18 protein-coding genes are annotated in these 12,674 nt (G+C 66.9%); 14 read left to right on the top strand and 4 right to left on the bottom strand.

The window, feature by feature from the left end:
* Positions 1-2: 2 nt before the first annotated feature.
* The 3 genes from KUM38_RS12395 to KUM38_RS12385 all read right to left on the bottom strand — a co-directional run bounded on the left by KUM38_RS12395 (position 3) and on the right by KUM38_RS12385 (position 1,962).
* A complete protein-coding gene (locus tag KUM38_RS12395; RefSeq protein ID WP_217129385.1) occupies positions 3-404 on the bottom strand; it encodes a hypothetical protein in 402 nt (133 codons plus the stop codon).
* Between the two features lie 875 nt (positions 405-1,279).
* A complete protein-coding gene (locus KUM38_RS12390; RefSeq protein ID WP_217129384.1) occupies positions 1,280-1,726 on the bottom strand; it encodes a hypothetical protein in 447 nt (148 codons plus the stop codon).
* Entirely contained in the window at positions 1,723-1,962 is a 240-nt protein-coding gene (locus KUM38_RS12385; protein WP_217129383.1) for a hypothetical protein, read from the bottom strand. Before KUM38_RS12385 ends, KUM38_RS12390 begins: the two co-directional genes overlap by 4 nt.
* A gap of 401 nt (positions 1,963-2,363) precedes the next feature.
* Here KUM38_RS12385 and KUM38_RS12380 point away from each other — a divergent pair, with 401 nt between their 5' ends.
* The 3 genes from KUM38_RS12380 to KUM38_RS12370 all read left to right on the top strand — a co-directional run bounded on the left by KUM38_RS12380 (position 2,364) and on the right by KUM38_RS12370 (position 3,834).
* On the top strand, positions 2,364-2,873 hold the full coding sequence (locus KUM38_RS12380; protein ID WP_217129382.1) for a DNA cytosine methyltransferase: 510 nt from the start codon (positions 2,364-2,366) through the stop codon (positions 2,871-2,873).
* Between the two features lie 277 nt (positions 2,874-3,150).
* On the top strand, positions 3,151-3,285 hold the full coding sequence (locus tag KUM38_RS42890; RefSeq protein ID WP_302181205.1) for a hypothetical protein: 135 nt from the start codon (positions 3,151-3,153) through the stop codon (positions 3,283-3,285).
* A 324-nt stretch (positions 3,286-3,609) separates the two neighbouring features.
* A complete protein-coding gene (locus tag KUM38_RS12370; protein WP_217129380.1) occupies positions 3,610-3,834 on the top strand; it encodes a hypothetical protein in 225 nt (74 codons plus the stop codon).
* Here KUM38_RS12370 and KUM38_RS12365 read toward each other — a convergent pair.
* Positions 3,831-4,319, bottom strand: a complete 489-nt coding sequence (locus KUM38_RS12365) for a hypothetical protein (protein ID WP_217129379.1) — start codon at positions 4,317-4,319, stop codon at positions 3,831-3,833. The two genes, KUM38_RS12370 and KUM38_RS12365, sit on opposite strands and share 4 nt — an antisense overlap.
* 167 nt (positions 4,320-4,486) lie before the next feature.
* Between KUM38_RS12365 and KUM38_RS12360 the strand changes: the two genes are divergently transcribed.
* The 11 genes from KUM38_RS12360 to KUM38_RS12315 all read left to right on the top strand — a co-directional run bounded on the left by KUM38_RS12360 (position 4,487) and on the right by KUM38_RS12315 (position 12,627).
* Positions 4,487-4,915 carry a hypothetical protein gene (locus KUM38_RS12360; protein ID WP_217129378.1) on the top strand — a complete coding sequence of 143 codons (429 nt, stop codon included), beginning with the start codon at positions 4,487-4,489 and terminating at the stop codon, positions 4,913-4,915.
* Between the two features lie 33 nt (positions 4,916-4,948).
* Positions 4,949-5,314, top strand: a complete 366-nt coding sequence (locus tag KUM38_RS41810; RefSeq protein WP_254397064.1) for a hypothetical protein — start codon at positions 4,949-4,951, stop codon at positions 5,312-5,314.
* Positions 5,259-6,599, top strand: coding sequence for a terminase (locus KUM38_RS12355; RefSeq protein ID WP_254397063.1), 1,341 nt, complete (start codon positions 5,259-5,261; stop codon positions 6,597-6,599). Before KUM38_RS41810 ends, KUM38_RS12355 begins: the two co-directional genes overlap by 56 nt.
* A gap of 33 nt (positions 6,600-6,632) precedes the next feature.
* Entirely contained in the window at positions 6,633-8,054 is a 1,422-nt protein-coding gene (locus KUM38_RS12350; protein ID WP_217129377.1) for a phage portal protein, read from the top strand.
* A complete protein-coding gene (locus KUM38_RS12345; RefSeq protein ID WP_217129376.1) occupies positions 8,051-9,208 on the top strand; it encodes a hypothetical protein in 1,158 nt (385 codons plus the stop codon). Before KUM38_RS12350 ends, KUM38_RS12345 begins: the two co-directional genes overlap by 4 nt.
* 1 nt (position 9,209) lies before the next feature.
* Positions 9,210-9,740: a hypothetical protein gene (locus tag KUM38_RS12340; RefSeq protein WP_217129375.1), complete on the top strand. Its 531-nt coding sequence runs from the start codon at positions 9,210-9,212 to the stop codon at positions 9,738-9,740.
* A gap of 78 nt (positions 9,741-9,818) precedes the next feature.
* Positions 9,819-10,880: a hypothetical protein gene (locus tag KUM38_RS12335; protein ID WP_217129374.1), complete on the top strand. Its 1,062-nt coding sequence runs from the start codon at positions 9,819-9,821 to the stop codon at positions 10,878-10,880.
* 76 nt (positions 10,881-10,956) lie between these two features.
* A complete protein-coding gene (locus tag KUM38_RS12330) occupies positions 10,957-11,418 on the top strand; it encodes a hypothetical protein (protein WP_217129373.1) in 462 nt (153 codons plus the stop codon).
* Positions 11,415-11,750, top strand: coding sequence for a phage head-tail adapter protein (locus tag KUM38_RS12325; protein WP_308408958.1), 336 nt, complete (start codon positions 11,415-11,417; stop codon positions 11,748-11,750). Before KUM38_RS12330 ends, KUM38_RS12325 begins: the two co-directional genes overlap by 4 nt.
* On the top strand, positions 11,750-12,133 hold the full coding sequence (locus tag KUM38_RS12320; RefSeq protein ID WP_254397062.1) for a DUF5403 family protein: 384 nt from the start codon (positions 11,750-11,752) through the stop codon (positions 12,131-12,133). Before KUM38_RS12325 ends, KUM38_RS12320 begins: the two co-directional genes overlap by 1 nt.
* The gene (locus KUM38_RS12315; RefSeq protein WP_217129371.1) at positions 12,133-12,627 is read left to right on the top strand and encodes a hypothetical protein; all 495 of its coding nucleotides are present in this window, start codon (positions 12,133-12,135) and stop codon (positions 12,625-12,627) included. Before KUM38_RS12320 ends, KUM38_RS12315 begins: the two co-directional genes overlap by 1 nt.
* Positions 12,628-12,674 lie beyond the last annotated feature (47 nt).

Here is a 12,674-nt window from a genome sequence, read left to right as displayed (position 1 = left end):
GTCTAGTAGTCGACGGTCTCGACGAAACCGGCGTCCTCACGGTCGGCGAGCTGTTCCTCCAGATCCGCGATCCGCTGACGCGCCTTGTCGTAGGCGTACGACACCTCGTCCAGTCGCATCCGCAGGTGGAAGGCGATGGACAGCAGGTCGAACCGCTGCACGTCGGGCTTCGAGAGGTTGACCGGCCGGGCCTGCTTCGGGGCCTCCATCTGGGCGATCATCTGCGGGGTGATGAAGACGAACCCCCCGCAGTAGGAGCACCGCTCCTCGGCGTCCCGCTCGGACACCTCCGCCTCGTAGAAGGCGAAGTCGATGCACTGGTAGCACCTGAAGTCGCCGTCCGACTTCTTGACCCCGACCCGTTTGCCGTACTCGCGGTCGGCGTCGCTGAACACGTACTCCATGTGGCCTTACCCTTCGAGCTTGGCTGGTCTCAAATTTACACCAGCCGCTTTGTTTCGCCGAACCGGGCTGGTTCGGCGTGGTCTCAACTTTACCACACTCTCGGAGTGGAGTTTCGCGTTTGGCCTGGTCAGCGGTAGGCACTCCCATTGTCCTACCGCCCGGACCGTTGGCCGGTCGCTTCCCTCCCGAACCTTGCGGCCCGTTCGGTGGTGTGGTCACACCTTAACACGTTTCCCGGTCCGTTCCGCAACCCCCTTGCGTGAGCTGCGGTTTCCCGGTCCTGCGTGCCATTCCGTCCGTCCCGTTGCCGGGCCGTTCGTCGTGGTGTGGTCACACCTTAACACGACCGACCGGCCGCACCACAACCCCCGTTTCTCGCCGCTCCCCTGGGGTGCCGCAGTCCTTAGCCTCTATACGCGCGTGCGCACCTGCCCGCTCTGGCCTGGTGTGCGCTGTGTGCCCTGCCTTGCCCTGGCCTGTGCCCTTGTGTGCTCTCTGCCCTGTGTGTGCGCCGCTGTGCACTGACGTGCCTATGCGAAATGACATGCGCTCGATGCACGCATGTGGGCAAGTGTGTCCGTTTGCGCCCCTAGACGGCCGGCCTGGTGCTTCAATGTCCGATTCACACCCAAACGGCCGGCCTGGTCGACGTGCGTCCGATTCGACCAGCCGTGGGCGGAGGGGTGGGGGTATGACCCCGGCTCGGCGTCTTTCCCGGCCGCCACGTCTTAGCAGCTCGGATTCTGCCACGGTTCCAGGGTCGACGAGAGCCCTGCGGCCTCCCGCCCGCGCCGCACATTCGCGCAGATCAGAGGCGGAATGACCGCCCTGCAGAGCGTCCGCCGGCACCGCACAGGAATGAGGCTGCGGCAGATCAGCCCTTGTCGTCGCCGAGGATCTTCCGCGCCTCGTTCGGCATCAGGACGAAGCGCACGCGGTGCTCGATATTCCGAGGGGTCAGACCGTCGAACTCCCTCGCGTCCCGCATCGCCTCGGCAAGCTCCTGGCGCTTCACGTCCTGGGCAAGGTCAGCGACCTGCGCCTCCTCGATCGCGCACTCAAGGGCGAGCGTCGGCCCGTGAACCGGCGTCGGGTCGTCGATCACCGCGTGGCGCCCGTCGTCGCTGTGCACCTCGACGATGGCAGGAAGCCCCTGGTACTTCTCGGGGGTCTTCTCGCGCCAGCCCTTGAGGACCAGGCGCCCGAGGTCATGAGCAGTGCCGCCCCAGGTGGTCATCGCGCCCTTGTCGGCAGGCTTCTCCCACCCCTCCTCGGCGTTGGCTGCCGCCGGCACTCGAAGCTCGTACGTGAAGGTGCTCATGCCTGGGACTCCCCGCCCTGCTTCTCTCGGTGCGTCACAACGGCCGAGAGGATCTCCATGTCGAGCGCCTCCGCGACGCGCTCCATGTCGTCAGCGCTCAGCGGGCGCTCGCGGTGCGCGTCAGCGATGTTCCGGATCATCTGGGCGACGGAGTGAGCCGAGAAAAGGGCCTCGCCGTTCTCCGTGTTGATCAGCACGTCTAGGTTCATCGGCACGCTGCGCAGGTCGTCGCTCATGCGGCCACGATAGCGGCGCTCGCCTGACTGAAGTACGTCTTCGCGTCTTCACGAAGGGGCGGCCGACAGGCCGCCACAGCCGCTCGTCGCCTTCACGCTGTCCGCCCTCCGGGCGGCATCACTCCTTCGCCGCTGCACTTCTCCGCCGTCGCCCTTCGGGCGCCGCCGAAGTGTGACCGAGGTCACGTACGTTCGTCTTTCCGGAACCAAGATCAACTAGCGACTTATAAGTGTAAGTACGTAAGTCGCAAGGCTTGAGCCCCTGACGGGGCTCGCCTGCATGAAGACGCCTTGCGTAATTCGCGCGTTCGCGAATTGCAGGCTTGGCCCCGCAGGGGCCACCTGATGAAGACGAAGTACGTACGCACGTATTCACGTACTTCGCACGCGAGGGGGTCTTCTTGGAGATCCTCGAACTCTGCGCCGGTTACGGCGGGCTGGGTATGGCTGTAGCTCCCCTGGTCAGCGGTCGTGTGGCGTACGTCGCCGAGACCGCACCAGGCCCGAGTGCAGTCCTCGCCGAAAGGTATCCGGACGCTCCGAACCTCGGCGACATCCGCGAAATCGACTGGACCGAGCTTGTCGGCCTGGTCGAAGTAATCACCGCAGGCTTCCCCTGCCAGGACATCTCGATTGCGGGGAACCGGGTTGGAATTCGAGGCTCTCGTTCTGGAGTCTGGGTCAATGTCGTTGACGCAATTCGCGTCATACGACCGAAGCTCGTCTTCTTGGAAAACGTCTCGAACATCCGGACGCGCGGGCTCGAAGTCGTCCTCGCTGACCTGGCCGAGATCGGGTACAGCGCGCGATGGGTGTGCGTACGAGCTACCGCAGCTCAAGCCCCTCACCTCCGTGACCGCTGGTTCTGTATCGCGACCCCTGAAGACGCCGACCGCGAACCTGGGCAGTAACGGCGGCGCCCGTCACCCTGACGAACGTCGAGCTGGTGGTCACGGCCCCACGCTCGACGACGAGGCGTGCTACCTCCTCCCCTACTCGGACGCGATCCGGGAAGGCCGCGAGCCGGAAGCCGCGGTGGACGGGCCGCAGTCTCCCGCCCACTGGTGGGGTGAGTACCTCCCCGCCATCCGGCAGTGGGAGGAAGTGACCGGCCGCGCCGCTCCCCCGCCTACCGAGCCGGGCCGCAAGGGCGGACCCCGTGTAACCGTCGAGTGGGTTGAGTGGCTCATGGGCCTCCCCCTCGGCCACGTGACCGGCGTCCCCGGCCTGACGCGCGGACAACAGCTCCAGATCCTCGGTAACGGCGTCGTCGTGCAGCAGGCGACGACCGCGTACGCGGCACTCCTCGATCTGGGGGTCTGATGCCGAACTGGGCTTCATCCGACCGGCGCGAGAGGTTGCCGGCGGATTGGCCGAAGATCCGACTTCGCGTCCTTCGCAGGGACGGGAACCGCTGCACGGCCCGCGATCAGTACGGGCAGCGCTGCGAGGAACCGGCCACGGACGTAGATCACATCGTGCCTGGTGATGACCATCGAGAGACCAACCTACGAGCACTCTGCGGGTTTCATCACCAGGCCAAGTCCTCTCGCGAGGGAGCCCTCGCACTCGCCGCACGGCGGCGCCGGATCGACAAGCGCTTCAAGCGGACGGAGTCCCATCCGGGGCTTCTCTAAGGGGGTGGCCGTGTTCACTGCCGCGTGGGTCGCCTGGATCGCTGCCTTCTGTGTAATCGAGGGCGTCGCCCTCTACCGCAAGCAGCCGGGCGACACCTTGTCCGAGCACGTCTGGAAGTGGTTCCACACCGCGAAGGGCACCGTGCCCGACCGGACAACCCGGCTGCGGCGCTTCGTCCTGGTCGCGTTCCTGGCCTGGCTCTCCGCCCACTTCCTGACGGGCGGGACGATCTAAGTGGCCTTGTCATCAAAACTCTTGCGGTACTCCGACAGAGCCTTGGGCCAACCATCGTTCACGAATTGCCCGGTGGCGGCGGTCCACGAATCATCGTGTATCGGGTGACCGCTCTGTTCAAGTAGCTTTCGCAACTGAGCCGCGAATAGGTTCACGTTTTTCGCGTCGCCGTCCAACGAGATCGCTGTACCGAGCCTCATCATATTAATGGGCTCAAAGTCCACAGGTGGCACCACTACCGGGAGCATCTGGAGGCGGCTGGCGAGCCGATCGGCTTGATCGCGTCGACGGCGACTGATCGCGTAGCCCACTTCCAGCAGGCAATTAGGCCGCTCCAAGAACACCTTTGTCGTGAGCTGCAAGAACACTGCCGTCTGGTCCAGAAGACCGTATATCTGCGATGCGTCATTCTTGCCCGGAGTGAACCAGTACGGTGTCTGTGAGCTGCAAAAGTAGTCTCCGGAGCCCAGTCCTGCGGCTTTCATGAAGGCACATAGAGCTTCGACCAACGGCTTGTCCGAGTCGGCCGTGGCGTGACTGATGAAGATGAGCGGCCCCCTCCGCTCCTTCCGCCTCCGTCGCTCCCGTTTTCCCATAGTTCTTTCCTAGCTACTGATCTTCTTGATCGCATCCGCACGGGGGGGGTGACGACATGCCCGGCCCTGTACCGAACCGCGAGGCCGATCTCGCCCGCCCGCGTGAGCGCAAGGGCGGAGACGTGCAGTCGGTGACGCGCGGCCTCGCCCGGCCTACGAAGGTCCCGAACGGCGACCGCTCCTGGCATCCGATCGCGAAGCGCCTGTGGGACTCCCTGAAGGAGTCCGGGCAGGCCGACTTCTACCAGGCGTCCGACTGGGCCCTCGCGTACTCCCTCTGCGAAGACCTCTCCTTCTACAAGAAGTCAGGGAAGCGGTCGGGTCAGATGCTCCAGACCATCTACAGCGCCTTCGAGCGACTCCTCGTCGCCGAGGGCGACCGGCGCCGTGTGCGCATCGAACTGCATGAGCCCGAGCCCGAGGAGCAGTCCGCGGCCGTGCTCGCCATTGCCGACTACAAGAAGGATCTCGGACTCGCCGAGTGAGTCCCTCCCTGTCGGCCCGAACGCCGAGGGGAGGTGAGTCCCATTCCAGCCCTCACCGCAGAAGAGATCGACGCCCTCGAACCCTCCTTCCTCGGCCCCACCTGGCTCCGCGAGCCTGACGGCTCCTGGAAGCTCCCCGAGCACACGCTCGGGTGGCAGATCGCCGGATGGTGCGCCGAGTACCTGAAGGCCGAGGACAGCGGGCCCTGGCGCTTCACGCGCGAGCAGCTCCGCTTCGTCTTGTGGTGGTACGCGGTCGACGACACCGGCCGCTTCATCTACCGCAAGGGAGTCCTTCAGCGCCTCAAGGGCTGGGGATTACGGCAAGGACCCGCTTCTCGCCGTGATCAGCCTCGTCGAGTTCGTCGGCCCGAGCCGCTTCTCGCACTGGGGCCCTGACGGGCAGCCGGTCGGCGTGCCCCACCCGCAGGCGTGGGTGCAGATCGCGGCCGTCTCGCGCGACCAGACCCGCAACACCATGACCCTGATGCCGAGCCTCATGAGCGACAAGCTCATCGAGACGTACGGCATCAAGGCGGGCGCCGAGCTGATCCGTGCGAACGGCGGCCGGCAGCGACTCGAAGCGGTCACCAGCTCGTTCCGCGCCCTCGAAGGCGGCCGAGTCACCTTCACCGTGCTGAACGAAACGCACCACTGGGTGACCGGCAACAACGGCGACCGCATGTACGAGACGATCGACGGTAACGCGACGAAGAAGGACTCGCGGTATCTGGCGATCACGAACGCTTACCTTCCCGGCGAAGACTCCGTGGCCGAGAAGATGCGCGAGGCATTCGAGAAGATCCTCGAAGGCCGCGCGGCCGACATCGGCTTCATGTACGACTCGATCGAGGCCCACCCCGCAACACCCCTGACGCCCGAGGCGATTCGCATCGTCCTGCCGAAGATCCGGGGTGACGCGGTCTGGCTGCGCGTCGAGACGATCCTTCAGTCGATCCTCGACACGACGATCGCGCCGAGCCGCTCGCGGCGTATGTGGCTGAATCAGATCGTTGCGAGCGAGGACGCCCTCTTCGGCCCGGCCGAGTGGGACGTTCTCAGGGACGACGACAAGCAGCTCCAGCCCGGCGACGAGATCACGATCGGGTTTGATGGCGGCCTCCGCGACGACAGCACAGCCCTGGTGGCCGTGCGCGTCAAGGACATGTGCGCCTTCGTGCTCGGCCTGTGGGAGAAGCCGGACGGCCCGGCCGGTAAGGACTGGGAAGTGCCCCGCGCACAGGTCGACTCGGCCGTGCACGACGCCTTCCGCCTGTTCGAGGTGCAGGGCATGTACGCGGACGTGGCGCTCTGGGAGTCCTACATCTCCGAGTGGTCCGAGCTGTACGGCGAGGGCCTGGCCGTGAAGGCGCCCGGCAAGGACGCGATCGGCTGGGACATGCGTACCAGCCTGAAGGCGTCGACCCTCGCGAACGAGCGCCTCATGCGCTCGATCTTCGACCGCAAGCTCGCCCACGACGGCGACCGCAAGCTCCGCCGGCACGTGCTGAACGCGCGGCGCCGAACGAACAACTACGGCGTGAGCTTCGGCAAGGAAGGCCGCGAGTCGCCCAAGAAGGTCGACGCGTACGCGGCTCTCATGCTCGCGCACGAGGCCCTGTTCGACCTCCGCGCCCGAGGCAAGAAGGTCCGCAAGCGGACCGGCCGAGGGTTCTTCCTGTAGCGCTGTAAACATGAGACCCAAGGGTGGTGAACCATGGCCGAACCCACGCCCGCCTCACTGGCGGTGCAGCTCCTCGCCATCCTTGGCCGGGACAAAGACCGGCTGACCCGGATCGACAACTATCTCCACGGCAGGCATGACGACCCGTACATGCCCGCCATGGCTGACGACGAGTACCGGCTTCTCGCGAAGCGGGCCGTGTCGAACTGGACGCCGCTCCTGGTGAACACCCCGGCGCAGGCTCTCTACGTGGACGGCTACCGGTCGGGCGACGAGGACTCGACGGGATCGGCAACCAACCAGGCGTCCCCCCAGTGGGAGCACTGGCAGCGGTCCCGCCTCGACGCCCGGCAGTCGGCCGTCTACAAGGGCGCGCTGACGTACGGGCACTCGTTCACGCTGACCGAGCGCGTCAAGGGCGTAGTCCTGACGAAGGGCCTGTCCGCGCTGCGGACGGCCGCCCTGTACGAGGACCCCGCGAACGACGACACCCCGTATGCGGCGCTGACCGTGACGGCCTGGCCCTCGGGCGAGTCCGCCGGCACCGCCCGCATGTGGGACGGCCGCTTCGAGTACGCGGTCACCTTCAAGGCACTCGACGACGCCGAGGGCGTCCGCGTGGGCAAGGGCAAGCGCCACGGCGCGAGCGAATGCCCCGTGACCCGCTTCGCTGCGTCGGTCGACCTGGAAGGCCGCACGGTCGGCGTGGTCGAGCCGATGATCCCGTTGCAGAACCGGATCAACCAGACGATCTTCGATCTCTTGCTCGCGCAGTCGTACGGAAGCACGAAGGTCAGGACCGTGACGGGCATGGCCCCGCCGGTCCAGCGCGACCCGGAGACGGGCGAGGTCGTCTACGACGAGCAGGGCAACCCGATCCCCCTGCCGATCAACCACAACGCCAAGCGCTTCCTTTTCGCGGAAGACCCGGATGTTCGTTTCGGGTCGCTGGACGAGACTCCGCTCGGCGGGTTCATCGACTCGATCGACATGAGCATCCGGCACCTCAGCGCCGTTGCGCAGGTGCCCCCGCATCACCTACTTGGACAGATCGCCAACCTCTCGGCCGAAGCCTTGCAGGCCGCCGAGACGGCGCTCAGCCGCAAGATTCAGGAGTTCCGTACGGCATTCGGAGAAGCCTGGGAGAGGGTCTTCCGTTTGGCCGCCGAGCTGGAAGGCGCGGGCGGCGAGGACGACTTCAAGGGCGAAGTGATCTGGCGCGACATGGAACAGCGCTCGTTGGCGCAGGCCGCTGACGCACTGGGCAAGCTGCGCGAGCAGCTCGGCATCCCGGCCAAGGGCTTGTGGAAGCGCGTCCCGAACGTCACGCAAACCGAGCTGGACGAGTGGGACGAACTCGCCGAGGACGAAGACTCGGTGGGGCAGCTCGCTTCCGCGCTCACGCGCGCTACGCCTGAACCGGTCACCGCGGATTCCGTCGCGGTGGCGGCATGAGCAAGGCGACGAGGCAGGCCGAGACCGATGAAGTCTCGGCCGCCTTCCACGTCGCACTGACGCAGATCGGCGCACAGACCACAGCTGAGGCCCTCGCCTTGTGGGCGGATGTGCCGGTCGAGCGGCGTGCGGCCACGGCTGGCGGCTGGCTCCGTAAGGCGATCACGCTCGTCATGGGCAGACGCCGACAGTCCCGCGATCTGGCCCGCGCCTACTACCGGCTCGCCCGAGCACTTCAGACGGGCCGGACCGTCGCGGACCCGTACCACCCTGAACCGTCGTACGTGACTCTGGCCGACCTGCGGCGGGAGTTCGCCGAACTGGCGGGCACCTACACGCCGCCTTCAGAGCAGGGGGGCGAGGCCGCGACCGTCGCTGACGGGGAAGCCTCGCCCGCCCGACCCGCCGAGGACAACGCAGAGGAGACGCCGGGCCAGGCGCCCGGTAGCACCCCTGGGGACGACCTCGACGACGAAGAAATTCTCGAGGTCGCCGGCACCAACGACGACGGCCAGGACGAGGACGAGGACCAGGACGACGACGAGGACTGGGAACGGATTCTCGTCGAGGAGCTGGAAGGGCTTCGCGAGGAAGAGGAGCGCGTCGAGCGCCAGGCCGAAGAGGAACTTCGGATCGCGCTGGAAGCCCTCGGTACCGCGAACCTCGACCGGCGCATGTCCCTTGAAGACGCCGACCCGGACGAGTCTCACCGGCAGGCAGGCGCACAGCAGGCCGCAGCCGCATCGCGCATCGCGATGAACGGCGGCCGGTCATCGAACTGGACGCACATGACCCGCGACCGGCGGGCCCTGGGCTACGTGCGTCTTTCGCGCACGGGCACCCCGTGCGGCTGGTGCGCCATGTTGATCAGCCGGGGGCCGGTCTACAAGAGCCGCGAGTCCGCCACGTTCAACGACGGCGACCGCTATCACGACAACTGCCACTGCTACGCGATGCCGGTCTGGAGCCGGGATCAGTACCAGTCGAGCGAACTGACCGCGCTCTCGCGGCAGTACGAGGCTCTGTGGCCAGAGGTCACGAAGGGCCATTCCGGCAAGGCCGCGGTGAGCGTCTGGCGCCGGTTCATCCGCAAGAAGCAGAGAGCCGCAGCCCTGGAGGCGCGGCAGTCCACTGACACGACCCCGGAGGCGTGAAGTGCCCGAAGAGAAGCCCGAGGACATGAGCGGCGAGAACCCGCCCGGCGAGACTCCGCCCGAGCAGAAGCCGGACGACGAGCAGAAGCCGGACGACAAGGCTGGTGCCGGCGGCGAGTCCACCAACGAGGAAGACCAGCTTCCCCCGTGGGCCCGCAAGGAGCTGGCCAAGGTCCGCAACGAGGCGGCCGGTTACCGCACTCGACTGCGAGACGCCGAGACGAAGCTCTCCGGGGCCAAGAGCCCGGAGGAGTTCGAGGCCGCCCTCGCCGACGTGAAGCAGAAGAACGCGGATCTGGAGCACTCGCTCGTCGTCGCGTCCGTGGCCCGGAAGTACGACCTTCCCGAGGAGCTGGCCGGACGCCTGCGCGGCACCACTCCCGAGGAGCTGGAAGCCGACGCGAAGGCCCTTCAGGCACTCGTCACCCCTGCCGCTCCTCCCGCCCTGGGAGGCGGCCTCACGCCGTCCGACGACGAGGACGACGGCGAGATGGACCCGCGCAAGCTCGCGCGGCGTTCACGGCGCTTCTAGCGCCCCCGATGACCCCCCTTACTCAACCCCCGTGCTGACTCGGCCGGGGGTTTCTTCATGCCCCCGGAGGTAGCTCCCTTGCCCACCCCTCAGCACCAGGTAGTCAAGCCGCAGAAGCTCGTCAATGCCGCAGTCGGCATGCTGGAGCAGGAACTCGTCATCCCGAACCTGTTCCAGAAGCAGGGCGTTGACCAGTTCAAGGGCGCCGAGAACGACACGATCTCGATGAAGGTCGAGGGAATCCTCCCGTTCCACGACTACGGGTGGAGGAACGACCGAACCTCGCCGATCGTCTTCGACGAGTACAGCGAGCGGACCATCGCTGTCACCTTCGGCGGGAACGTCTACTCGGCTGTCAAGCTCACCGACGAGCAGAACGACTTCGACATCGACAACTGGTCGAAGCTCCTGCGTCCGCAGTCCAAGGCGGTCGCTCGCGGTCTCCAGCGCCGGGCCGTCAACCTTCTGACCGGCCAGACGTACAACGCCGTCATCGGCAACACGGCCGCGAACCTGCGCGGCGCGCTGATCGAGGCCCGCCGGGTCCTGAACGCCTTCCACGCGCCGAAGGAGGGCCGTTACCTACTGGTCGGCACGGAGTTCGAGTCTGCGCTCCTGAACGACGACAAGCTCAACCTCGCGCAGAACGTCGGCGACAGCGAGGCCGAGACCGCGCTCCGCACCGCCACCATCGGTGAGCGTTTCGGCTTCCGCATCGTCGTCGACCAGACCATCCCTGCGGATGCCGCGTACGCCTTCGCGTCCTCGGCGTTCATCTTCCTGTCCGGTGCGCCGAGCGTCCCGCAGTCCGTTCCCTACGGCGCGACCACCTCGTTCGAGTCCATCGCCCTGCGGTGGGTCCGCGACTACGACCCGCTTTACATGCAGGACCGCTCGGTCGTGAACACCTACGCGGGCTTCCGCTCCGTGACCGATGTCCTGGTCGGCTGGGACGCGGTCAACGAGAAGGAGATCGTCTCGACCGGCGAGCACTTCGTCCGGGGCATCAAGCTCACCCTCGACGGCGCGTCCAACTACCCGGCGGCCTCGTCCGAGCTGGCCACGATCACCGGCGTCTCGGACGCGAAGGTGTGGACCCCGACCGGCATGAAGGCTGAGACCGACCCGGCCAACGCCTGATCGTGAACGGGGGGCCGCGTGACCTGGGGCAGACCGGGAGCGCGGCCCCCCGGCCGTTCGGAAAGGAGGTCGGGGCTTGGCTTACGCAACCCTCGACGAGCTGAAGGGCCGCCTCGACTGGGACCTCGACCCCGACGAGCTGCGCATCGCAGCCGGGGCCTTGGAAGACGCGTCCGACATGGCCGCCACCTACGGCCGCGAGTGGCCCGAGGAGTCGGCGCCGCGCCTTGTGCGCACGCTGGTGCTGAAGTCAGCAGCGCGGTACCTGCGCAACCCCAACGGCTACACGCAGAGCCGGGCCGGGGACGAGACGCTCGCATGGTCGGACGCCCACGGTCGTGACGCCGGGACCGTCTACTTCACCCGCGAGGAGATCCGGCTCCTGGAGGAACTCGCCGGGCGCAAGCGCGGCATCTCCAGCGTGGCCGTCTCGTCGTGGGGCACGAAGCTCCCCCATCGTGATGCCGGCGGACACGTGCCGGTGGACTACGGCGGCGACACCTTCCCCCTCTTCGGTGACGCGGTGAGCCCCTGGTGAGCGTTCAGCGCAGGCGCGGCCAGACGGCCCGCGTATGGCGGACCAAGGAAGTCATCGACAACCGGGGCAACACGGTGATCACCGTGGACGAGGACAGCCCCGTCACGGTCAAGGCCGCCTTCATCCCCCAGCGAAGCGGCAAGGCCGAGGTCCCCGGCCAACAGCAGATCAACGTGACGCGGATGATCGTGGACGCCCATGTCGAGGGCGTCACCTTGTGGTCCCGCGTCGAGTACCAGGGCCGCATGTGGGACATCGTGACGCCGCCCGCTTACCACCACGGCGAGCGCCGCACGCGGCACTGGTCGATCGACATCCGGGAGCGGCCCTGATGGCAAAGATCTACAACCGGAAGGGGAGGCGACAGCTTGAGAAGCTCGTCGCTCTCCTGCCCGGCGTTCAGGACTCGCTCGACGAGGCCCGCTTCGAGGTGGCCGCGCGAGCCGAGGCCCTGCTTCTCCAGCACCGCCAAGAGGGGCACGCGTCGATCGACGTTGAGGACGGCGACGTGGACAAGTACGTGGTCCTCGACGACGAGCGTGGCAAGCAGGCCGCCTTGTCCATCGAGTACGGCCGCGCCGAATCCGTGGTTGTGCGCAAGCGCAAGGATGGCTCGACCTACCTCGACGTAATGCCGGCATCCGATGGCCTGTTCATCCTGGCCCGCGCGGCGAACCTGCCCAAGAAGCGGAAGGGCAAGGTGCACCTCGACTGATGGCAGGACTCCCCGACCACATCAAGGCCATGGCGGAGCTGTCGCCTGTCGAGGATCTCCTTCTCGCGGTGCTGCGCGAGGGCCTGCCCGGCGTCCGGGTGAAGTCCCTCGTTGACGCACACGAGACGTTCCCTCTCGTCCTGGTCCGACGCGACCCGACATGGGGTGAGTGGCAGGGCGACACCCGCTTCACGGACGCGGCCCGCATCGTCGTCAACACCTTCGCGCCGGACCCCAACGGGGACGAAGACGCGGCCGTTCTCGGCGAGGCCGTCCGCGTCGTCATGCGGAACGCCTGGTTGAACCAGAAGGTCTATCCCCGCCTTGGCCACATCATCCGCGTGGATCTGAACTCCGCGCCGAGACGGGCCACGGACTGGGCGACCGCGACGGGCCCCGTCCAGTACGCCGACCTCCCTACGGGGATCTGGCGTTACGAGTCGATCTACGACGTGCAGATCCGCAAGCCGCGGACTCGCCCCTACACCCCCTAACAGTTCCCTTCACGCAAGGCCCGGACCCCATCGCGGGGTGCCGGGCC

Source organism: Streptomyces sp. AC558_RSS880, assembly GCF_019049255.1.
Taxonomy (GTDB): Bacteria; Actinomycetota; Actinomycetes; order Streptomycetales; family Streptomycetaceae; genus Streptomyces.
Note: the sequence above shows the minus strand (reverse complement) of the source record. Positions and strands in the feature narration are given on the sequence as shown.

Bases quoted from the DNA above. Each gene is read 5' to 3' on its own strand.
- KUM38_RS12395 (WP_217129385.1), bottom strand. From the start codon at position 404: ATGGAGTACGTGTTCAGCGACGCCGACCGCGAGTACGGCAAACGGGTC.
- KUM38_RS12390 (WP_217129384.1), bottom strand. From the start codon at position 1,726: ATGAGCACCTTCACGTACGAGCTTCGAGTGCCGGCGGCAGCCAACGCC.
- KUM38_RS12385 (WP_217129383.1), bottom strand. From the start codon at position 1,962: ATGAGCGACGACCTGCGCAGCGTGCCGATGAACCTAGACGTGCTGATC.
- KUM38_RS42890 (WP_302181205.1), top strand. From the start codon at position 3,151: ATGGGCCTCCCCCTCGGCCACGTGACCGGCGTCCCCGGCCTGACGCGC.
- KUM38_RS12365 (WP_217129379.1), bottom strand. From the start codon at position 4,319: ATGAAAGCCGCAGGACTGGGCTCCGGAGACTACTTTTGCAGCTCACAG.
- KUM38_RS12360 (WP_217129378.1), top strand. From the start codon at position 4,487: ATGCCCGGCCCTGTACCGAACCGCGAGGCCGATCTCGCCCGCCCGCGT.
- KUM38_RS12350 (WP_217129377.1), top strand. From the start codon at position 6,633: ATGGCCGAACCCACGCCCGCCTCACTGGCGGTGCAGCTCCTCGCCATC.
- KUM38_RS12345 (WP_217129376.1), top strand. From the start codon at position 8,051: ATGAGCAAGGCGACGAGGCAGGCCGAGACCGATGAAGTCTCGGCCGCC.
- KUM38_RS12320 (WP_254397062.1), top strand. From the start codon at position 11,750: ATGGCAAAGATCTACAACCGGAAGGGGAGGCGACAGCTTGAGAAGCTC.
- KUM38_RS12315 (WP_217129371.1), top strand. From the start codon at position 12,133: ATGGCAGGACTCCCCGACCACATCAAGGCCATGGCGGAGCTGTCGCCT.